Annotated in this window: 3 protein-coding genes; 1 reads left to right on the plus strand and 2 read right to left on the minus strand. The window is 74.7% G+C overall.

The features are described from left to right. Nucleotides 1–7,877 (minus strand): amino acid adenylation domain-containing protein (locus tag AC07DS_RS41850; protein WP_479153981.1); only part of this gene is annotated, 7,877 nt, incomplete at its 3' end. A gap of 1 nt (nucleotide 7,878) precedes the next feature. Then, nucleotides 7,879–21,999, minus strand: coding sequence for an amino acid adenylation domain-containing protein (locus AC07DS_RS41855; protein ID WP_479153982.1), 14,121 nt, complete (start codon nucleotides 21,997–21,999; stop codon nucleotides 7,879–7,881). A gap of 276 nt (nucleotides 22,000–22,275) precedes the next feature. On the opposite strand from AC07DS_RS41855, the gene AC07DS_RS41860 reads away from it, so the two are divergent. Further along, complete coding sequence (locus AC07DS_RS41860) at nucleotides 22,276–23,352, plus strand: polyprenyl synthetase family protein (RefSeq protein ID WP_479153983.1); 1,077 nt, start codon at nucleotides 22,276–22,278, stop codon at nucleotides 23,350–23,352. The last annotated feature ends 61 nt before the right edge of the window (nucleotides 23,353–23,413 follow it).

The following is a 23,413-nucleotide window of genomic DNA, read 5'->3' on the forward strand; positions in this document are numbered from 1 at the left end:
ACCCGGGCATCCAACCCCGCATAAGTGACGGAATCCCCACCACAACACACGGCCACCACATCCGCAGACACAGCCACCCGCCGAACGAACTGCTCGGGAAGCAACGCCGCCGGCAACACCTCAGCCGTCGCGTTCCACTCCCCCAGCAGCAGCCCACGCTCCTCGACCGAGAGGACGTCGAGGTCGTCGACGCGGGCCGTGGGATCGGTCGCCGCCTGGTGCAGCAGCCGTACCAGACGGTCCGTGAGGGAGTGGGCGGTGGCCGGGTCGAAGAGGGCGGTGGAGTACTCGAGGACGCCGTCGACCCCGGCCGGGGTCCCGTCCTCGGTGTGACGTTCGCCGAGGCCGAACGACAGGTCGTAGCGGGCCCACTTGGCGGTGCCGCGCTCCACCGTCGCGGTCAGGTCCGGCAGGTCCAGCGCGGTGCCGGACGCGTGCTCCAGGGTGAGCATGACCTGGAAGAGCGGGTGCCGGGCGAGGGAACGCTCCGGGTTCAACTCCTCGACCAGCCGTTCGAACGGCAGGTCCTGGTGGGCGTAGGCCGCGAGATCGGTCTGCCGGACCCGGTCCAGCAGTTCCGCGAAGGCCGGGTTGCCGCTCGTGTCGGTGCGCAGCACCAGCGTGTTGACGAAGAACCCGACGAGGTCGTCCAGGGCTTCGTCGGTGCGGCCGGCCACCGGGGTGCCGAGCGGGACGTCGGTGCCGGCGCCGAGCCGGGTGAGCAGCGCGGCGACACCGGCCTGGAGCACCATGAAGAGGCTGACGCCGTGCACCCTGGCGAGGGCGGCCAGCCGTCCGTGCAGCTCCGCGTCCAGGGTGAAGCGGACGTCGTCGGCCGGGTGCGGCCCGCCCGCCGTGCGGTGCCGGTCGAACGGAAGGGGGGTCTCCTCGGGGAGTCCGTCCAGGGTGTCGCGCCAGAAGGCCAGCTGGCGGGCGATCTCCCCCGGCTCTGCCCCGCCTTCGGCACCTTCGCCTTCTTCGACTCCTTCGGCACCTTCGCCTTCTTCGACTCCCTCGTCGCCGAGGACGTCCCGCTGCCACAGCGCGTAGTCCGCGTAGCTGACCGGCAGCGGCTTCCAGCCGGGAGCGGAGCCGGTGGTGCGGGCCGTGTACGCGGTGCCCAGATCGGTGGCGAAGGGCCGCCACGACCAGGCGTCACTGGCGATGTGATGCATCACCAGCACCAGGAGGTGCTCCTCCGCGCCCAGTTCGACGAGCGTCGCGCGCAGCGGCGGTTCGGTGGTCAGGTCGAAGCCCCGGCCGGTCAGTTCGGCGAGCAGCTCCGGTGCGTCTCCCTCGGCCGCCGTCCGGACGGGCAGGCCGAGATGGTCCGTGCCGTCGAGCACGCACTGCACGGGCTCGCCGTCCACGGCGGGGAACACCGTACGCAGCGTCTCGTGCCGGACGGCCACGTCACGCACCGCGTCGCGCAGCGCGGCGCGGTCCAGTCGCCCCCGCAGCCGCAGCACGGCGGGCACGTTGTAGAGCGGGCTGTCCGGGTCCATCCGGTTGAGGAACCACAGCCTGCGCTGGGCGTACGACACCGGGACGTGCTCGGGGCGCGGCATCGGCGCGAGCGCGGGACGGGCGTGCTCGGCGTCGCGCAGCAGGCTCGCGAGGCCGGCCGGGGTGGGCCGCTCGAAGAGGGCGCGCAGTGGGAGTTCGACGCCGAGGACGGACCGCACCCGGTTGACGAGACGGGTGGCCAGCAGCGAATGCCCGCCCAGGTGGAAGAAGTTGTCGTCCGCTCCGGCCCGGCCGATGCCCAGGATCTCGGCGAACAGCGCGCACAGCACCTCCTCCTCGGGGGTGCGCGGCGCGCGGCCGGCCGGGACGTGCGAGTCGTCCGGGACGGGCAGCGCGGCCCGGTCGGTCTTGCCGTTGGCGGTCAGCGGCAGCGCGTCGAGGACGACGACGTCATTGGGAAGCAGGTAGGGGGCGAGGCTCCCGGCGAGGTGTGCGTGCACCGACTCGGCGTCGACCTCGGCTCCCGGCCCGTCACCCGCGGGGTCGCGCGGGACGACATAGGCGGCCAGGCGCAGGTCTCCGGGCCGGTCCTCGCGCAGGGCCGCGGCGGCGGACGCCACACCGGGCACCCGCAGCAGGGCCGCCTCGACCTCGCCGAGTTCGACGCGGTGGCCGCGGATCTTGACCTGGTCGTCGGCACGGCCGACGAACTCCAGTGCGCCGTCGGCGTTCCAGCGGACCCGGTCGCCGGTGCGGTACATCCGGGAGCCGGCCGGGCCGTGCGGGTCGGCGACGAACCGCTCGGCGGTCAGGGCGGGCCGGTTGGCGTAGCCCCGGGCCAGGCCGTGCCCGGCGACGTACAGCTCGCCGACGGTGCCGTCGGGGACCGGGCGCAGCCGCGCGTCCAGGACGTAGGCGCGCGTGTTCCACATCGGACGGCCCAGGGGCACCGGCCCGTGCGGGACGGGTCCGTCCTGCGGGAGGCGGTGGTCGAGGCAGCCGACGGTGGTCTCGGTCGGGCCGTAGTGGTTGATCAGTGCCAGGCCGGGGCGGCCGGCCCGGCGGCCGGTGAGCTGCTCGCCGCGCAGGGCCTCGCCGCCGGTCATCAGCTCGGCGTGCGGGGCGAGGACGTCCGGCATCAGCTCCAGCAGCGGCAGATGGCTCGGCGTGACCTTCAGGAAGGTCAGTCCGCCGGGCACGTCGAGCCGTTCGTCCAGGTCACCGACGTGCAGGCAGCCGCCGGCCAGCAGCGTGCCGTACAGGGTGGTCAGGCCCAGGTCGAAGGAGAGCGACGAGTGCAGCAGGGTGCGTCCGGCCAGGCCGGGGTAGGTCCGGGCGGCGCGGGCCGCGTAGTCGGTGAGGGCTCGCTGCGGGACGACGACACCCTTGGGGGCGCCTGTGGAGCCGGAGGTGTAGATGACGTAGGCCGCCTGGTCGGGCGAGGGCGGGCCGAGCGGGTCCGGCGCCTCGGAGGACATGCGGCGCAGTGCCGCGCGGGTCTCCTCGGCGTCCAGGACGAGGAGCCGTTCGGGTCCGTCGGCCAGGCCCGGCGCGCCGGCCAGGGTGTCCTCGGTGGTCAGCAGGACGGCGGCGGCCGCGTCCTCGCGGATGAAGTCGAGCCGGCCGCCGGGCTGTTCGGTGTCGAGCGGGAGGTAGGCCGCGCCCGTCTTGCCGACCGCGAGCATGGCGACGACCGCGGTGACGGAGCGGGGCAGCGCGAGCGCGACCAGGCCCTCCGGGCCGATGCCGCGGCTGGTGAGCAGCCGGGCCAGCCGGTTGCTGCGGGCGTCCAGCTGGGCGTAGGTGAGCACCTCGGTGCTGTCCGCGACCGCCGGGGCCTCCGGGGTGCGGGCGGCCTGCCGGGCGAACAGGGGCGGCAGCGTGCTCCCGGGGAGGGCGTGCGCGGTGTCGTTGCGGCCGTGCAGGAGGTCGGCGTGTTCCTCGGCGGCGAGGATCTCCAGGTCGCCGATCGAGCGGTCGGGCTCGGCGACGGCAGCGCCCAGCAGCCGGACGAACCGGGCGACGAGACGCTCGACGGTCGCCCGGTCGTACAGGTCGGTCGCGAACAGGGCCTGGGCGCGCACCCCGCCGGGGGTGCCGTCCGCGGCCTGTGTCTCGCCGAGCCGCAGGGCCAGGTCGAAGCGGGCCGTGTCGTCGTCGCGCCGTACGACCTCGGCGGTCAGGTCCGGGAAGGCGGGCACGGGCGGCGCGGCGTTCTGCAGCGACAGGGACACCTGGAACAGCGGGTGGCGGGCGAGGGACCGCTCGGGGTTCAGCTCCTCCACGATCCGCTCGAACGGCAGCTCCTGGTGGGCGTAGGCGGCCAGGCCGGTCTCCCGGACCCGGGCCAGCAGCTCCCGGAAGGCGGGGGCGCCGGAGGTGTCGGTGCGCAGCACCAGTTCGTTGATGAAGACGCCGACGAGGTCGTCGGAGGCGTCGTCGGTGCGGCCCGCGACCGGGGTGCCGAGCGGGATGTCGGTGCCGGCGCCGAGCCGGGTCAGCAGTGCGGCGAGCGCGGCCTGGAACACCATGAAGAGGCTGACGCCGCTCTGCCGGGCCAGGACCAGCAGCCTGCGGTGGAGCTGGGCATCGAGTTCGAAGGGCACCTGGTCGCCGCGGTGGGTGGCGAGGGCCGGGCGGGGCCGGTCCGCCGGCAGCGGCAGCTCCTCCGGAAGCCCCGCCAACTGCCGCTTCCAGTAGGACAGCTGCTGTGCGGACAGGCTCTCGGGGTCGTCCTCGGCGCCGAACAGCTCTCGCTGCCACAGGGCGTAGTCGCCGTACTGGACGGGCAGCGGGGTCCAGCGCGGGGCGGCGCCGGAGCGGCGGGCGGAGTAGGCCTCGGTGAGATCGCGGACCAGGGGGCGCATCGACCAGGCGTCACCGGCGATGTGGTGCAGCACCAGCACCAGCACGTGGTCGTCCGGACCCACGGCGAGCAGGGTGGCCCGCAGCGGGATCCGGGCCGAGAGCACAAAGCCCTCCCGGGTGGCCGCCGCGACGTCCCGGGCCAGGTCGTCCGCGCCGGTGGTGCCGGTGCGCAGCACCTGGGCGGCCGCCTCGGCGGGGCCGAGTATGTGCTGGTACGGCTGTCCGTCGCGCTCGGGGAAGACGGTGCGCAGGGACTCGTGGCGCTCCAGCACGTCGGCGAGGGCCGCCCGCAGCGCGTCCAAGTCGAGTGCGCCGCGCAGCCGCAGCGCCATGGCCATGTTGTAGTGGGAGGCCTCCGGGTCCATCCGGTTGACGAACCACAGGCGGTGCTGGGCGAAGGACAGCGGCAGGGTCTCGGGGCGTTCCCTGCGCACCAGCGCGGGACGGGCGGCCGCTGCCGTGTCGACGTACCGGGCCAGACCGGCCACCGTCGGCGCCTCGAACAGCGCCCGGACCGGCACCTCCGCGCCGAGGACCGTGCGGATCCGCGAGACCAGGCGGGTCGCCAGCAGCGAGTGACCGCCCAGCTCGAAGAACCCGTCGTCGATACCGACCCGTTCCAGGCCGAGGGTCTCGGCGAACAGCCCGCACAGGATGTCCTCCTGCGCGGTCCGTGCCTCGCGCCCCTGCCGTGCGCCCAGGTCGGGGGCGGGCAGCGCCTTGCGGTCGGTCTTGCCGTTCGGGGTCAGCGGTACGGCGTCCAGCGCCACGATCGCCGAGGGGACCATGTACTCCGGCAGCAGCCCGGCCGCATGGCGGCGCACCGCCGTGACGTCCGCCTCGGCGGGCACCACGTATCCGACCAGCCGCTTGTCGCCGGGCGTGTCCTCCCGGACCATCGCCACCGCGCGGGTCACCCCGTCGGCACCGGCCAGCGCCTGCTCCACCTCGCCGAGTTCGATGCGGTGGCCGCGGATCTTGACCTGGTCGTCCGCCCGGCCCACGAACACCAGCCGGCCGTCCGGCGCCCACTGGACCACGTCACCCGTGCGGTACATGCGCGAGCCCGCCGGACCGAACGGATCGGCCACGAACCGGCCCGCCGTCAGCCCCGCACGGCCCAGGTAACCACGCGCCACACCGTCACCGGCGATGTACAACTCCCCCGCCACACCCGGCGGAACGAGCCGCAGGGCACCATCGAGGACGTACACCCGCTGGTTGGCCAACGGACCCCCGATCGACACCTCCGCCCCGATGACCGGAGCCGACGTCGACCAGATCGTCGTCTCCGTCGGGCCGTACAGATTGCGCACGGAGGCCGCGCCCGTGGCCAACTGCCCGGCCAGGGAGGCGTCCAGGGCCTCACCACCGACCAGGACCCGCAGGCCGTCGACCGCCCGCGGCGCCTGCTCCAGCAGCGCCCGCCACAGGCTCGGCGTCGCCTGCATCACCGACACGCCCTCGGCGCGGACCAGTTCGCCGAGGACGACCGGGTCGCGTACGTCGTCGCCCGAGGCCAGCACCACCGTCGCGCCGGAGACCAGCGGCAGGAACACCTCCAGCAGCGCGATGTCGAACCCGAAGGTCGTCACCGCCAGCCAGCGGTCCCCCGGTGACAGCGCGACGTGCGACGCCATCGTCCCCAGGAAGTTGCGCAGTGCGCCGTGCGGGACCACCACACCCTTCGGGCGTCCTGTCGAACCCGATGTGTAGAGCACATACGCCGCATCGCCGGCCGTCACCTCCGCTGCCGTCACCGGCCGCTCGGCCGGGGGCACCTCTTCCACGAGCACCGCGCCGGGCACCACGGACGCCGTCTCCCGCGACGCCAGCACCACAGCAGGCGCCGCATCCCCCAGCACGAACGCCACACGCTCCGCCGGGAAACCCGCATCCACCGGAAGGAAGGCAGCACCCACCCGCCCGACAGCAAGCATCGCCGCCACCGCATCCACCGAACGCGGCAACACCAGAGCCACCACCGAACCCCGGCCCACCCCACGCCGCAGCAACTCCGCAGCCAGCGCATCAACCCGGGCATCCAACCCCGCATAAGTGACGGAATCCCCACCACAACACACGGCCACCACATCCGCAGACACAGCCACCCGCCGAACGAACTGCTCAGGAAGCAACCCCGCCGGCAACACCTCAGCCGCCGCATTCCACTCCCCCAGCAGCAGCCCACGCTCCTCGGCCGAGAGGACGTCGGCGGCCGCGACGCGGCTGTCCGTGCTCAGGACGGCGGCCCGCAGCATCCGGACGAAACGGTCCAGCAGGGCCTCGGCCGCCGGGCGGTCGACGAGGTCGGGCCGGTGGTCGAGGCGGACGTGGAGGTCGTCGCCGCGCTGGGAGACGACGAGGGTGAGCGGGTAGTGGGTGGCGTCGCGGCCCTTGGCGCCGACCAGGCGGAGCCCGGAGTCGAGGGGGGCCGAAGCGGCCGCGTCGACCGGGTAGTTCTCCACCAGGACGGCGGTGTCGAAGAGGTCGCCGGTGCCGCTCAGCGACTGGATGGCGGACAGGCCCAGGTGCTGGTGGGCGCCCAGGGCGGACTGTTCGTCCTGCACCCGGGTCAGGGCCTCGGCCCAGGTCTCGGCGGCGTCGAGGCGGACGCGCACCGGAACGGTGTTGATGAACAGGCCGATCATGGTCTCGACGCCCGGGATCTCGGCCGGGCGGCCGGAGACCGTCGTACCGAAGACGACGTCGTCCCGGCCCGTCAGCCGGCCGAGGAGGGCGCCCCAGGCGGTCTGGACGACGGTGTTGAGCGTGACGGCGTGCTCGGCGGTGAGGCGGGCCAGGCCCGTGCGGAACTCCGCGGGCAGGGAGGTCTCGACGCGTTCCGGCAGCCGGGGTTCGGCGGCGGACAGGGCGCCGGGGCACAACCGGGTGGGCCCGTTCAGGCCGTCCAGGGCGGCGCGCCAGGCCCGTTCGTCGGTCTGCCGGTCACGGCGGCCGAGCCACTCCAGGTACCGCCGGTAGGGCGTGGCGGGGGCGAGGGCCTCGGCGCCGCGGTCGTAGGCGGTGAAGACCTCGCGCAGCAGGACGGGGACGGACCAGCCGTCCATCAGGATGTGATGGTTGGTCAGGACGAGGCGGTGCAGGTCGTCGGCGCGGCGGACGAGCAGGCAGCGCAGCAGGGGCGGTGCGGCGAGGTCGAACCGCTCGGCGCGCTCCGCGTCGCAGAGCCGGGCCAGCGCGCTGTCCGCCTCCTGCGCCGGCAGACCGCCGAGGTCCTCCTCCCGCCAGGGCAGATCGACCTGGCGCGGCACGAACTGCACGGGCTTGCCGGAGCGCACCGCCCGGAAACCGGCCCGCAGGTTGGGGTGCCGGCGCAGCACCGCGGTGACGGCCTCGCGCAGCCGGGCGGGGTCCAGCGGGCCCGCCAGGTCGACGAACAGCTGGACGGTGTAGGCGTCCTGGCCCGCGCCGTCGTCGTACAGGGAGTGGAAGAGGAATCCTTCCTGGAGCGGCGACAGCGGCAGCACGTCCTCGATGCCGGACGGGCCGCGCCCCCTGCCGGTGTTCTGTGTCGTCACTTCACTGCCTCCAGTCGGACTCGAGCTCGTCGATCTCGTCCTGGAGGAGGTCCACCAGGGAGAGATCGGCAGGGGTGGCGGGGTCGGCGTCCGGGCCGGGTGTCGCCCCGGTCAGCGCGTCCAGCGCCTCCCACCACAGGTTGGTCAGGGCCGCGATCTCCGGCTCGTCGAACAGCGCGCCGGGCCAGGACCAGGTGGCCTTCAGCCGCGGGCCGTCGGGGCCGTCGTGGACGATCGCGTTCAGTTCCAGGGCGTGCGCGAACGGCATGCCGGGGTCGGTGGGCGCCACGGTCACCCGCTCGGGTGCCGCGCCCCAGGTGGTGGGGCCGTCGCCGCCGGTGCGGACCCGGCCCAGGTAGTTGAAGGCGATCTGCGGGCTGTGCCCGGCGGCGAGCAGCGGTGCGGTCCTCGGGTTGAGGTGGCGCAGCAGGCCGTGGCCGGTGCCCTTGTCGGGCAGGGCCCGCAACTGCTCCGCGACCCGGGTCAGCGCCCCGGCGAGGGAGTCGGGGTCCGCCGTCTCGTGCCAGCGGATGCCGGGGTCGAGGCGCAGCGGGTGCATGGCGGTGAACCAGCCGACCGTGCGCGACAGGTCGGCGGTGTCGTCGCCGTCACGGCCGTGGCCCTCGCGGTGGATCAGAACGGGGCTGCCGCCGCCGGTGCCGCGCCGCCGCCGCCACTCGGCGAGGGCCAGCGCGAACCCGGTGAGCAGGGACTCCTCGGCTCCGGTCGTGAGCAAGGCCTCGGTCCGCTCGGGCGGCAGCTCGGCGGTGTGGTGGCGGGCGGTGCCCTTGGTGTGCTCGGCCGGATCCAGCGGCCGGGCGGTCAGCCTCGGGTCGGGGGCGGCCGTGAGGCCTTCCCACAGGGCGAGTTGGTCCTCGGCCGCCGGGGAGACGGCCCGTTCGGCGAGCCGGTGCGCCCAGGTGCGCAGCGAGGTGCCCACCGGCGCGAGCTCGCGGTCGCCGTCGAGCCACGCGTCCATCAGGTCGGGGGCCAGGATGCGCCAGGACACTCCGTCGACGACCAGGTGATGGGCCATCAGCAGCAGGCGTCCGGGACGGTCGGCGCCGGCGTCGAACCAGACGGCGCGCAGCATGTCGCCCTTGTCGGGGTCGAGCGAACGGCGGGTCTCCTCGGCCTCGCGGGTCAGCAGTGGCTCGAGGTCCGTCTCCGGTACGTCCGCGACGTCGACGCGGCGGACGTGGCGGGTGGCGTCGGCGGTCTCGGCGGCGGGGATCTCCAGCCGCCAGGGGCCGGGTTCGGCGCGATCGAGGCGTCCGCGCAGGGCGTCGTGCCGTTCCAGCAGCGCCTGGACCGCCTCGGTCAGGGTGTGCTCGGTCAGGCCCGCCGGGACCCGGAGCAGCACGGACTGGTTGAAGCCCTCGACCGGGCCGCCGAGTTCGCGCAGCCACTCCATGATCGGGGTGGCCGGCACCTGTCCGGTGCCGTCGTCGTCGACCGCCTGGTCGCCTGCTTCGGCGGCCGCCCGGGCGAGGGCGGCGACCGTCTGGTGCTGGAAGACGTCCCGGGGGGTGAGGGCCAGGCCCGCTTGGCGGGCGCGGCTGACCAGCTGGATCGAGACGATGCTGTCGCCGCCGAGGGCGAAGAAGTTGTCGTCGGCGGTGACGTCGGCGACGCCGAGCAGGTCGGCGAAGAGCGTGCACAGCAGCCGCTCGCGGGCGTCGCCCGGTGCCCGGCCGCCGGTGGCGGAGCGCTCCGGTGCGGGCAGGGCCGCGCGGTCGAGCTTGCCGTTGGCGTTGAGCGGCAGGGCGTCCAGCGTGACGAAGGCGTCGGGGACCATGTAGTCGGGCAGCAGCCCGGCCGCATGCCGGCGCATCGCCGTGACGTCCAGGTCGGCCGGTACGACGTAGGCGACAAGACGCCGGTCGCCGGGCCGGTCCTCGCGGACGGTCACGAAGGTGTGGGCGGTGCCGGGGAAGGAGGCGACCGCGTTCTCCACCTCGCGGGGTTCGATACGGAAGCCGCGCACCTTGACCTGGTCGTCGCCGCGGCCGACGAACTCCAGTGCGCCGTCGGCGTTCCAGCGGACCCGGTCGCCGGTGCGGTACATCCGGGAGCCGGCCGGACCGTAGGGGTCGGCGACGAACCGCTCGGCGGTCAGGGCCGCGCGGCCCGCGTAGCCCCGGGCCAGGCCCTCTCCGGCGACGTGGAGTTCGCCGACGACGCCGTCCGGTACGGGACGCAGGCGGTCGTCGAGGACGTAGACGCGGGTGTTGTCCAGCGGGCGGCCGATGGGGACCGCGCCGCGCTCCAGGTCCCGCGGGGTGAGGGTGTGGTGGACCACGCACAGCGTGGACTCGGTGGGGCCGTAGCTGTTGGTGATGCGGGCGGCCGGGGCGTGGGCGAGGACCTGGCGGACGCTCGTCGCGGCCGGGGTGTCGCCGCCGACGCAGATGTCGCGCAGGTGCCGGAAGCTGTCCGCGTGGTGCTCGGCGAGCAGCCGGAACAGGCCTTCGCTGAACAGGCCGACGGTGACCCGGTGGTCGGTCATGGTGCGGGCTAGGGCCGCGATGTCGGTGGCCTCCGCGTCGCAGACGACGATCCGGCCGCCGCTCAGGAGCGGGCCCCACAGTTCGTACGTCGAGGCGTCGAAGGTGGTCGGCGAGTGGAACAGGACGCGGTCCTCGGGGCCGTGGCCCCAGTAGCGGTCGCGGGCCAGTCCGGCGACCCCGCGGTGGGTGACCGCGACGCCCTTGGGCGCTCCGGTCGAGCCGGACGTGTACATGATGTAGGCGAGCGCGTCGGGGCGGACGGCGGGCCGCGGACGGGTGGCCTCCGGCCGGGACCGGAGCGAGGGGTCGTCGACCAGGACCAGCGGGGCCGCGCCCTTCGGGACGAGAGGTGCGGTGGCACGGTCGGTGACGACGGCCACGGCGGCGGTGTCCGCCAGGATGTGCCGCAGGCGGGCCTCGGGGCTGCGCCCGTCCAGGGGTACGTACACCGCACCCGCCTTCGCCACCGCCAAAGCGGCCACGACGTGGTCGACGCGCCCGCCGAGGAGCAGCGCCACCCGGTCCTCGGTGCCCACACCCCGCTCGGCCAGCGCGTCGGCGAGGGCCTCGGCGCGGGCGTCGAGCTGGGCGTAGGTGAGGGTCAGCTCCGCGCTCTGCACGGCCGGGGCATCGGGCGCCCGGGCGGCCCGCTCCGCGAACAGCTCGGGCAGGGCGGCATCGGGGCGGGCCACGGAGGTGTCGTTGCGGTCGGTGAGCAGCGTGTGCAGCTCGTCCTCGGCCAGCACCGGCAGGTCGCCGATGCCGCGGTCGGGCTCGGCGACGGCGGCGGTGAGCAGCCGGGTCAGCCGGGCCGCGAACGCCTCGGCGGTGGCGGCGTCGAAGAGGTCGGTGGCGTACTCGATCTGCCCTGCGATGCCGTCGGGCCGGCCCTCGTCGGTGTGCCGCTCCCACAGGCTGAAGGAGAGGTCGAACTTGGCCACGGGGGCCTCGGTGGCCTCCACCCGCACCGGCAGGCCGCCCAGTTCGGCGTGCGGCCGGTCACTGATCGCGTTGTGCAGCACCAGCATCACCTGGAACAGCGGGTGCCGGGCCAGCGAGCGCACCGGGTTGATCTCCTCCACCAGGCGCTCGAACGGCAGGTCCTGGTGGGTGTAGGCGGCCAGGTCGGTCTCCCGGACCCGGGCCAGCAGTTCCCGGAAGGTCGGGTCGCCGGAGGTGTCGGTGCGCAGCACCAGGGTGTTGACGAAGAAGCCGACCAGGTCGTCCAGGGCGTCGTCGGTGCGGCCCGCGATCGGGGTGCCGAGCGGGATGTCGGTGCCGGCGCCGAGCCGGGTCAGCAGCGTGGCCAGGGCGGCCTGGAGCACCATGAAGACGCTGACCCCGCTCTTGCCTGCCAGCTCCGCGAGCGCGGTGTGCGCCGCGGCGTCCAGGGCGAGGGGCACGTTCGCGCCGTGGTAGCCGGCGGCCTCCGGGCGGGGCCGGTCGGCGGGCAGGTCCAGCTCCTCCGGCAGCCCGGCCAGGGCCTCGGTCCAGTACGCCAGCTGCCGGGCCAGCGGACTGTCCGGGTCCTGCGGGTCTCCCATGACCTCCTGCTGCCACACCGAGTAGTCGGCGTACTGCACCGGCAGCGGACGCCAGTCGGGCGCGGCGCCGCGGACCCGGGCGGTGTAGGCACGGCCGAGGTCGTGCAGGAGCGGGGCGATCGACCAGCCGTCGGTGGCGATGTGGTGCACGGCCAGCACGAGAACGGCTTCGTCGGACTCGCCGGCGCCGGTCAGCAGCCGGGCCCGCAGCGGGGGTTCGCAGACCAGGTCGAAGCCTCGGGTGACGGTCTCGCGGATCGCCTCGGCCGGGCCCTCGGGCCCGGTCTCGGTCTCCTCCAGCACGGGCGCGCCCTCGACCGGTCCGAGGACCCGCTGCCAGGGCACACCGTCCCGCTCGGGGAAGACCGTGCGCAGGCTCTCGTGCCGGGTGACGACGTCGCGCAGCGCCTCCCGCAGCGCGGCCCGGTCCAGGCCGCCGCCGATGCGCAGCACCAGCGGGACGTTGTAGGTGGCGTCGTCGGCGCCCTCCAGGCGGTTGAGGAACCACAGGCGGCGCTGGGCGTAGGACAGGGCGACGCGCTCGGTGCGCTCGGCGGGCACCAGCGGCGGCCGGGTGTCCTTGGCCGAGCCCAGGCGGGCGGCGATGCCGGCGACGGTGGGGTCGTCGAACAGCGCCTTGATGCCGATCCGGGCGCCCAGGGTGGTGGCGATACGGCTGAGCAGGCGCATCGCGAGCAGCGAGTGGCCGCCCAGGGCGAAGAAGTCGTCGTCGATGCCGACCGGTCCGGTGCCCAGGATGTCGGCGAACAGACCGCAGAGGATCTCCTCCTCCGGGGTGCGCGGCGCCCGTGCGACGGGGCCGGACGGGGCGGCGGGGTCGGGCAGCGCGGTGCGGTCGACCTTGCCGTTGGCCGTCAGGGGCAGCCGGTCGAGGACGACCACGGCGGACGGCACCAGGTACGCGGGCAGCGCCGCGGCCGCGTGGGACCGCAGCCCCTCGGCGACGCCGGGGCCGGCCTCGGCGGCGACGTAGGCGACGAGCCGCCGGTCACCCGGCTGGTCCTCACGGACCAGGCAGACGGCCTGGGTCACCCCGGACGCGGTGAGCAGGCGCGCCTCCACCTCGCCCGGTTCGATGCGGTAGCCGCGCACCTTGACCTGATGGTCGGCACGGCCGACGTAGGTCAGGAGTCCGTCGCGGCTCCAGCGGACCCGGTCGCCGGTGCGGTACATCCGGGACCCGGCGGGGCCGAACGGGTCGGCCACGAACCGCTCGCCGGTCAGTGCGGGGCGGTGGAGGTAGCCGCGGGCCACGCCGGTGCCCGCCACGTACAGGTCACCGGTGACACCGTCCGGCACCGGGTTGAGCCGGGCGTCGAGGACGTAGACCCGGGTGTTGGTCATGGGCCGGCCGAGCGGCACCGGTCCGGCCGGGAGCGCGCTGCCCGCGGGGACGCAGTGGTCCAGGCAGCCGACCGTGGTCTCGGTGGGGCCGTAGTGGTTGACGACCTCGACGCCGGGGTGGCGCTCGCGCCAGGCGGCGAGCTGCTCGGCGTGCAGCGCCTCGCCGCCGATGACGAGCTGGGCGGTGGGCGAGCAGGCCTCGGGCAGCTCCAGCAGCATCGGCAGGTGACTGGGCGTCACCTTGGCGAAGGTGAGACCGCCCGGCACCCGCAGCCGTTCGTCCAGGTCGGCGACGTACAGGCAGCCGCCGGCCAGGAGGGTGCCGTACAGGCCGGTGAGGCCCAGGTCGAAGGAGAGCGGCGAGTGCAGCAGGGTGCGGCCGGCCAGACCCGGGTAGCGGGCGGCGCAGTACGTGGCGTACTCGGCGATCGCGCGCTGCTCCACCACGACGCCCTTGGGGGTGCCGGTGGAGCCCGAGGTGTAGACGACGTACGCGGCGTCGTCCGGGGTGAGCGGGGCGCCGCGCTCGGCGTCGGAGAGCGGGCCTGCGGCCAGCCGGGCGAGGGCCGCCTCGGTGTCCGGATCGTCCAGGACGACGGTGGTGCCGGGCCGTTCGGCGAGGTGCGGGGCCGTCTCCACGGCGGCCCGGGTGGTCAGCAGCAGTGCCGGACGGGCGTCGTCGAGGAGGGTCCGGACGCGGTCGCCGGGCTGGTCGGGGTCGAGCGGCAGGTAGGCGGCTCCGGCCTTCCCGGCAGCGAGCATCGCGACGACCGCCTCGGCCGAGCGCGGCACCGCGAGCGCCACCACGGACCCGGCGCCCGCTCCGTGGGCCAGCAGCAGCCGGGCCAGCCGGTCGGAGTCCTGGTCGAGCCGGGCGTAGGTGAGTTCCCGCGGGCCGCAGACCACGGCGGGCGCCTCGGGCGAGCGGGCCGCCTGCGCGGCGAAGAGCTGCGCGAGGGTGTGCCGGGAGACCTCCGCCGCGGTGTCGTTGCGCCGCCGCAGGGCCTCGTCCCGCTCGGCGGCGGAGACGATCTCCAGCTCGGTCAGACGCCGGGCGGGGTCGGCCAGGGCCGCCTCCAGGAGCCGTACGAAGCGGGTGGTCAGGGACGCGACGGTGGCCTGGTCGAACAGGTCGGCGCAATAGCCTGCCGCGGCGGTGATCCCGGCCGGCTCGCCCTGCTCGCCGAACCGTTCGGCGACGCTGAACAGCAGGTCGAACTTGGCCAGATCGGGGTCCTGCTGGACGAACTCGGCGGTCAGGCCTGGCAGGTCGGCCGCCGGGCGCCCGAGGTTCTGCAGGACCACCTTGGTCTGGAACAGCGGGTGCCGGCCGGCCGAGCGCACCGGGTTGAGGGCCTCCACCAGCCGCTCGAACGGCAGGTCCTGGTGGTCGAAGGCGTCGATATCGGCGCTCCGGACCCGGGTGAGCAGTTCGCCGAACGTCGGGTCGCCGGAGGTGTCGGTGCGCAGCACCAGGGAGTTGACGAAGAAGCCGACGAGGTCGCGGAGGGTGTCGTCGTCCCGGCCGAAGACCGAGCCGCCGATGACGATGTCCTCGCCCGCTCCGACACGGGTGAGCAGGGCGGCGAGCGTGGCGTGCAGCACCATGAACGGCGTCACGCCGTGCTCGCGGGCCGTGCGCAGGACGGCCCGGTGGGTGCCGGCGCCGATCTCGAAGGGGACGAGGCCGCCGGTGCGGCCGCTCTCGCGCGGCCGGGGCCGGTCGGTGGGCAGCGTGAGTTCCTCCGGCAGATCCGCCAGGGCGCTCTTCCAGTGGGCGAGTTGACGGGACAGCACGCTGTCGGGGTCGTCCTCGGCGCCCAGCCGCTCGTGCAGGCGCAGCGCGTGGTCGGCGTACTGGACGGGCAGCGGGGCCCAGTCGGGGGTGCGGCCGTCGAGCGCGGCGCGGTAGGCGGCGGACAGGTCGCTCAGCAGCGGCGCGGTCGACCAGCCGTCACTGGCGATGTGGTGCACGACGAGCACCAGGACGTGCTCCTCGGGACCGCGCGCCAGCAGGGCTGCACGCAGCGGCGGTTCGGTGGCCAGGTCGAAGCCCCGGCCGGTGACGGCCGCGATCAGGGGCGTCTCGTCCCGGCCGGCGGCGTCGACGACGTCCAGGCGGGGCGCCGGGCCGGCCGGCAGCACGACCTGACGCGGGGTGCCCTCGGACTCCGGGAAGACGGTGCGCAGGGTCTCGTGCCGGGCCACCAGGGCGGCCAGGGCCGCTTCCAGGGCAGGCCGGTCGAGGGCGCCGGTGAGCCTCACGACCAGCGGGATGTTGTAGGAGGCGTCGGCGGGGTCGAGCCGGTTGATGAACCACAGGCCGCGCTGGGCGGGCGAGAGCGGCAGCACCTCGGGGCGGGACCGCGGGGCGAGGACCGCGCGCGCCGGCGGGCGCAGGCCGAGCGCGGCCGCGAGGCCCGCGGGGCTGGGGTTGCGGAAGACGGTGGCGACGGAGACGTCCGCGTCCAGCGCCGAACGGACCCGCGCCACCAGGCGGGTGGCCAGCAGGGAGTGGCCGCCGAGCTGGAAGAAGTCGTCGTCGGCGCCGACCCGTTCCACGCCGAGGAGTTCGGCGAAGATCCCGCACAGGATCTCCTCCTGCGCCGTGGCGGGCGCCCGGCCGGCCGTTCGGGTCAGGTCGGGCACGGGCAGCGCCTTGCGGTCCACCTTGCCGTTCGCGGTCAGCGGCATCGACCCGAGCGCCGTCCAGGCGGTGGGGACCATGTGCTCGGGCAGCACCCGGGAGACCGCCTCGCGGACCGCCTCGGAGTCGGCGCCGCCGACCAGGTGGGCCACCAGCCGGCCGTCGACGACCGTGGCCGCCGCGTCGGTGACGCCCGGCACCTCGCGCAGCCGGGCCTCGATCTCGCCCAGCTCGACCCGCTGGCCGCGGATCTTCACCTGCGCGTCCCGGCGGCCCAGGAACTCCAGCTGCCCGTCGGGCAGCCGGCGTACGCGGTCGCCGGTGCGGTACAGCCGGGTCCCGTCCGCCGCGAAGGGGTCCGCCACGAACACGCCGGCGGTGCGCGCCGGGTCGTCCAGGTAGCCGCGGCCGACTCCGGTGCCGGCGACGTACAGGTCACCGGGGACACCGGCGGGCACCGGCCGCAGCCGGTCGTCCAGCACGTACAGGGACGTGTTGCGCACGGCCCGCCCGATCGGCGCGCTCACCCGCTCGGATCCGGCCGAGGCGGCGGTGATCACGGCGTGCGTGACGTCGTCCGAGCACTCGGTGGGGCCGTAGGCGTTGACCACCGGCACCGCCGAGAAGCGCGCGAACCAGCGGCGGCACAGCTCGGCCGGCAGGTCCTCGCCGGTGACGACGAGCCAGTTCAGCGCGGGCAGTTCGGGCAGCTCGGCGCCCTCGTCCCAGGCGTCCAGCGCGGCCCGCAGCAGCGACGGCACGACTTCCAGCACGGTCACCGCGTCCCGCCCGGCCGCCCGGAACAGGCCGACGGCGTCGACGGCCAGTTCCTGGCCGACGGCCACCACCCGGCCACCGACCACCAGTGGCGCGAGCATCTGCCAGACGGAGACGTCGAAGGTGAGCGGCGCGTTCTGCACGACCGCGTCGCGGGCGTCGAGGGCGAGGTCCTCGATCTTGGCCAGCAGGTGGTTGTTCATGCCCCGGTGGTGCACCATCGCGCCCTTGGGCCGACCGGTGGAACCGGACGTGAACAGTACGTACGCCAGCCGGTCCGGGACGGCCGGGACGGCGACGGCCGTCCCGGCGGTCAGGTCGCCGTCCAGGGCCACCGTGTCCGTGCCGAGCCCGGCCGCGAGGCCGGTCAGCCCGGGTCCGGCGAGCACCAGCCGTACTCCGGCGTCGGCCACCAACTCGGCGGAACGGGCCACCGGTGAGCGGGTGTCCAGCGGCAGGTACACGGCGCCCGCGGCGAGGATGCCCAGCAGCGAGGCCACGGCCCAGCGGCCGCGCTCCGCGAGCACGGCCACCACCGGCTCCGGCCCGGCGGGCAGCGCGCCGACCCGGGCGGCGATCCGGTCCAGCAGGTCGACGAGTTCGGCGTACGTCAGCTCGCCGTCGTCGTCCGACACCGCGACCGCATCCGGCCGGCGCGCGGCCGTCTCGCGCACCCGGCGCACCACGTCCGTCAGGGACTCGTCGGCCGCCGTGGCGTTGAACTCCACCAGCTCCCGGCGCAGTTCTCCGTCGGTGAGCAGCGGTACGTCGCCGACGCGCAGCTCCGGGTCGTCCGCGACGGCGGTGAGCAGCCGGGCGAAGCGGTCCAGGAGGTCCTGGGCGGTGCCCGCCTCGAAGGCGTCGGTGCGGTACTCCAGGGCGACGAGGATGCCGTCGGGGGTGCCGGAAGCGGCGTGCTCCTCGCGGACGTTGAAGGACAGGTCGAACTTGGCCGTGGTGTTCGGCACGTCCATGAGTCCCAGCCGCAGGCCGGGCAGTTCGGGCAGCGGGCGGCGCGCGCCGTCCATGGACAGCATCACCTGGAACAGCGGGTGCCGGGAGGCGGACCGCACCGGGTTCAGGGCCTCCACCAGCCGCTCGAACGGCAGGTCCTGGTGGGCGAAGGCCGCGAGGTCGCCCTCCCGCACCCGGGCGAGCAGCTCCGTGAAGGAGGGGTTGCCGGCGGTGTCGGTGCGCAGCACCAGCGTGTTGTTGAAGAAGCCGACGAGCGGCTGGAGCGCCTCGTCGTCGCGGCCGGCGACAGGGGCGCCGAGCACGATGTCGTCCCCGGCGCCGAGGTGGGCGAGCAGGGCGGACAGACCGGCCTGGAGCACCATGAAGGGAGTGGCGCCGGCGGACCGGGACAGCGCGGCGAGGCGGGCGTGGGTGTCCGCGTCCAGACGCGTGGTCAGGGTGCGGGCCCCGGGCGCGCTCGCGGTGGCTGCGGGCAGCCGGTCGAAGGGCAGGTCGAGGTGGTCGGGCAGGCCCGCCAGCCGGTCCTGCCAGTAGGCGAGCTGGCGCACGGCCGCCTCGGAGGGCGCGTCCTCGTCGCCGAGCAGGCGCCGCTGCCAGACGGCGTGGTCGGCGTAGCTCACCGGGAGCGGGGCGAGCTCGGGTGTACGGCCCCGGGTACGGGCCGCGTAGGCGGTGAGCAGGTCGTTCAGCAGGGGTGCGACGGACTCGCCGTCGGCGGCGATGTGGTGCAGCAGGAGCAGCAGGACGTGCTGCCCCGGGGCGAGGGTGAACAGGGTGACCCGCAGCGGCGTCTCGGTGCCGAGGTCGAAGGGGCGGGCGGTCTCCTCGGCGAGCAGGGCGGGCAGTTCGGCCGTGGCCGCGGCCCGGCGCCGCGGGGCGGGCCCGTCGCCGGGCGGCGTGATGTGCTGGCGGGGGGTGCCGTCACGGTCGGGGTAGACCGTCCGCAGCACCTCGTGCCGGTCGGTGAGGTCGGTGAGGGCGGCCGTGAGCGCCTCGGTGTCCAGGTCGCCGTCGAGGGTCAGGACGAGCGGGATGTGGTACGCGCTGCTGGGGCCCTCCAGACGGTGCAGGAACCACAGCCGGCGCTGTGCGGCGGAGAGTTCGGGGTCTCCGTCGTGCTCCACCGGCGTCAGCGCGGGACGGGCGGGCGCGGCGTCGGTGAGCCGCTCGGCCAGGCGGCGCACGGTGGGCGCCTTGAAGACGGCCTCGACTCCGCACTCGACACCGAGTTCGGCGCGGATGCGCGGGGTGAGGCGGGCGGCGAGCAGGGAGTGGCCGCCCAGGGCGAAGAAGTCGTCGTCGAGTCCGACCTGGGGGGTGCCGAGTGCCTCGGCGAACAGGGCGCACAGGCGCTCCTCGCGCGGGGTGCGCGGCGGGGCGTACGGCGTGGCGGGCGCGCCGCCGGTTCCGGCGCCCGGGTCGGGCAGGGCCTTGCGGTCGGTCTTCCCGTTGGGGGTGACGGGGATGGCGTCGAGGACCGTGAGTGTGGCGGGCACCAGGTAACCGGGGAGGCGGTCGGCCAGGGCGGCGCGCAGGGCGGCGAGGTCGAGGGTGCGGCCGTCGGCGGGCACGACGTAACCGGCCAGGGCGGGCACGCCGGTCCGGTCGGTGCGTACCGCCACGGCGGCCTGGGCGACCGCGTCCAGCTCGCGCAGGGCGGCCTCGGCTTCGCCGGGCTCGACCCGGTAGCCGCGGATCTTGACCTGCTCGTCGGCCCGGCCGGCGTACTCCAGGGTGCCGTCGGGGCGCTGCCGCGCCAGGTCGCCGGTGCGGTACATCCGCTCTCCGGGCAGGCCGTGGGGGTCGGCGACGAAGCGCTCGCCGGTGAGCGCCGGCCGGCCGAGGTAGCCCCGGGCCAGGGAGGCTCCCGCCACGTACAGTTCGCCGGTCACGCCGGGCGGCACCGGCTGCAGGGCGGCGTCCAGGACGTAGGTCCGGCTGCCGGTGACGGCGCGGCCGATCGGGGGTTCGCCGGGACCGGAGAGGGGTTCGCTGATGGTGGCGCAGACGGTGGTCTCGGTGGGGCCGTAGCCGTTGAGGAAGAGCCGCCCGGCCGACCAGCGCTCGGCGAGGTCGCCGGAGCATGCCTCGCCCGCGACCAGGATGGTCAGGTCGGCGGGCAGGTCACCGGCGGGGTCCATGACGGCGAGCGAGGACGGCGGCAGGATCGCGTGGGTGACACCGGCCGCGCGGGTGAAAGCGGCCAGCGCCTCGCCCGGCATCAGGTGCTCGGCGGGCGCCAGCACGAAGGACGCGCCCGCCAGCAGACCCATGCACAGCTCCGGGACCATGGCGTCGAAGCCCAGCGAGGCGAACTGCAGCACACGGCTGCCGGGCCGTACCCGCATCTGCCCGACGAAGGTGTCGGCGAGGTGCGGGACGCCGCGGTGGGTGACCACGACGCCCTTGGGCCGGCCGGTGGAACCGGAGGTGTAGATGACGTAGGCCGGGTGGTCCACGGTGAGCGGGGCGGTGCGCTCGGCGTCCGTGAGATCGCCGCCCGGCCGCCCGGCCAGGGCGGCCGCCACCGTGGGGTCGTCCAGCACGAGCGGCGGCGCGGCCCCGGCGGCCTCGCCGGCGAGCGGTGCGGTGGTGGAGTGGGCCAGCAGGCAGGAGGGCCGGGCGTCGCCGAGGACGTGCTCGATCCGGGCCCGGGGATAGGCGGGATCGAGCGGCAGGAACGCGGCACCCGTCTTGAGCACGCCGAGCACGGCCACGACGAGATCGGCGGAGCGGGGCAGCAGCAGGGCGACCCGGTCCTCGGGGCCGATGCCGCGGGCGGTCAGGTGCCGGGCCAGCCGGTTGGCCCGCCGGTTGAGTTCGGCGTAGTCGAGCACCGTGTCGCCGAAGCGGACGGCCGGGGCGTCGGGGAAGCGGGCCGCGGTCCGCTCGAACAGGGCGGGGAAGGTGGCCGTGGGATCGGCGGCGACCGGCTCGGCGGCGGGTACGACGAGGGCGCGTTCGGCGTCGTCGAGGAAGCCGAGGCGGCCGACGGGGGTGGCGGGGTGCTCCAGGGCGCGGGCCAGGCGGCCCAGGAAGCGGACGTACCGCTCCTGGTGGGCGGCGAGTTCCGCGGCGTCGTACAGCTCGGGGTGGACGTCGAAGTCGACACGGATCGCGCTGCCGTCGGAGCGGTCGTACACCGAGATCGCGAGGTCCTCGATGAGGCGCAGCGACATGTTGCGGGCGTCCGCACGGTGGCCGCCGAAGCGGATGTCGTAGGAGAACGGGACGACGTTGAGCAGCGGCCCGAAGAAGCGCCGGTACTCGTGGCCGAGGCCGAGGTCACGGCGCAGGTCCTCGCCGCGGTAGCGCTGGCGCGGCACCAGTTCGCGCAGGGCGGTCCGGGTGCGGTCGAGCAGTTCGCCGACGGTGGTGGCGGAGTCGACGGCCACCCGCAGCGGCAGCACGTTGGCGACCATGCCGGGCGCCCTGCGGACCTCGTCGTGGGTGCGCGCGGTGACCGGCAGACCGGCGACGACGTCGGTCAGGCCGGTCAGGCGGTGCAGGTACGCCATGGTCGCGGCGATGACGATGCGGGAGCGGGCGACGCCGATCCGCTCGGCCGCCGCGGTCAGTTCGCCCTGGACGTCCTCGGGCAGCAGGGCGGTACGGCGGACGAACTCGGCGGACGGCTTGAGGGGACGCGCCGAGAGCGCCACCGGTTCGGGCCGGTCGGCGAAGCGGTCGGTCCAGTGGGCGCGGTCCTCGTCGAACGCGGCGGACGCGCGGTAGGCGGCGTCGTCGTCGAGCAGGACGCGCACGGAGGCGAACGGCGACGGCCCGGGATCGGTGCCCTCGGCCAGGGCCGTGTACAGGTGTGCGGCACGCCGGACCAGGAGGGAGGCGCCCACTCCGTCGAGGAGGATGTGGTGGTAGGCGTGGTACCAGAACCACCTGTCCTCGCCGGCCCGGAACAGGGCCTGGGTGAACAGCGGTGAGCGGGTGAGGTCGACGCGGCGGCGCAGGTCGCGGCTCATCCACTCCTCGGCCGCCTGCCGGGGGTCCCCGGCGGCGGAGACGTCGACGACGTGCAGGGTCCACTCGGGAGCCGGGCCGACCGTCTGCCGGGGACCCTCGTCGGTCTCCAGGAACCGCACGTGCAGCGCGTCGGCCTCGTCGACCAGGCGCCGAAGTGCCCGCTCGAAGAGCTGCGGGTCGACCGGTCCGTGAATTTCCAGGTATTCAGCCGCCCGGAATATCGGGCTGTCCGGGTCCATCTGCTGCGCGAACCACACCCCGGCCTGGGCGCCGGTCAGAGGAAACTTCCGCGCACCGTCGACAAAAGACTGAAATCGCTCCATGACTCCTCGTCAATTCACCCGGGTATATGCGGCGGACACCGACGACGGGCGCACCTTCGCCGCCGTGCTCGATTCACCTGGATCGGCCCGCTTGCCATGTCGGAGACTAGGTGCGGCCGCCTCGTCCGACCTGGACGGTGGCTGGACGAGGAGCTGCCTCTGCCGTTCACGGCGGCGTCCGCGCCGGAAGAATGGGCCGGGCCATTGGAGATCAAGAGGCAGCGTCATTCGCTTGGTTCCCGGTTCGATCGCTGCCGCGGCACGAGGAGAGCTGACATGTCGACCGCCCCGCCGGTGAGCCAGGAATTCACGGACACCGGACTCATGGAAACAATCGCGACTCGGGACGAGTTGCTGAACCGCGTCGAGCTGCGCCTGCGGAATTTCCTGGACGAGGAACGCCGGGTGTGGAAGTCACGCAACCCGGATTCCGTCGAACTCGTCGACTGCGTCGCGCGCATGGTCGGCAGCGGCGGCAAGCGGCTGCGCCCCGCGTTCTGCGTGGCCGGCTATCTGGCCGCCGGTGGCGACCCGGACAGTGCGGAGATCGTGGACGTCGCCGCGGCGCTGGAGCTGCTGCACAGCTTCGCGCTGCTGCACGACGACGTGATGGACGAGTCCGAACTGCGCCGCGGCGCCTCGACGGCACAGGTCGCCCATGCCGAGCTGCACACCGAGCGGGGCTGGCGCGGGACGGCCCGCCGCTACGGCGAGAGCGTCGCCGTCCTGGCGGGCGACCTCGCCCTGGTGTACGCGGAGCGGCTGCTCGCGGGCTGCCCGGAGCGGGTGCGGCCGGTCTGGGGCGAGCTGTGCACGGAGTTGATGGTCGGTCAGTTCCTGGATGTACGGGCCGCCGCCCAGTTCGCCCCGGACGCGGAACTGTCCAGCTGGATCGCGCTGTTCAAGTCCGGCCGGTACACGGTCTTCCGGCCGCTGGCCATGGGTGCGCGGCTGGCCGGTGCGGACGAGCTGGTGGCGCCGTTCGAGGCGTACGGGCTCGCGGTGGGCGAGGCGTTCCAGCTGCGCGACGACCTGCTGGACGCCTTCGGCACCTCGGCGGCCACGGGGAAGCCGGCCCGGCTGGACTTCAAGCAGCACAAGATGACGCTGCTGATGTCTCTGGCGCTGCAGACGGTGCCGGAGGTACGGGAGCTGGTGGGTGACGACCTGTCCGCGACCGACCCCGACGAGCTGCACGACCTGCTGCTGCGGACCGGGGTACGGGACCGGGTGGAGTCGGTGATCGCCGACCGGCTGGCGGCGGCGGAGGACGCGCTGCGCGGGACGGTACGGGCCGACTGGGCCGAGGGGCTGCGGCGGATGGCCGTGCAGGCGGTGTACCGCGACCACTGAGCCGGACGGCCACGGCCACCGGACGGGACGACGAAAGGGGGGAGGCCACCGGGCCTCCCCC

The organism is Streptomyces sp. NPDC044064, assembly GCF_056434245.1.

What these genes read in the sequence shown, in the direction of transcription:
- AC07DS_RS41860 (WP_479153983.1), top strand. Translation starts at nt 22,276, where the DNA reads ATGTCGACCGCCCCGCCGGTGAGCCAGGAATTCACGGACACCGGACTC.
- AC07DS_RS41855 (WP_479153982.1), bottom strand. Translation starts at nt 21,999, where the DNA reads ATGGAGCGATTTCAGTCTTTTGTCGACGGTGCGCGGAAGTTTCCTCTG.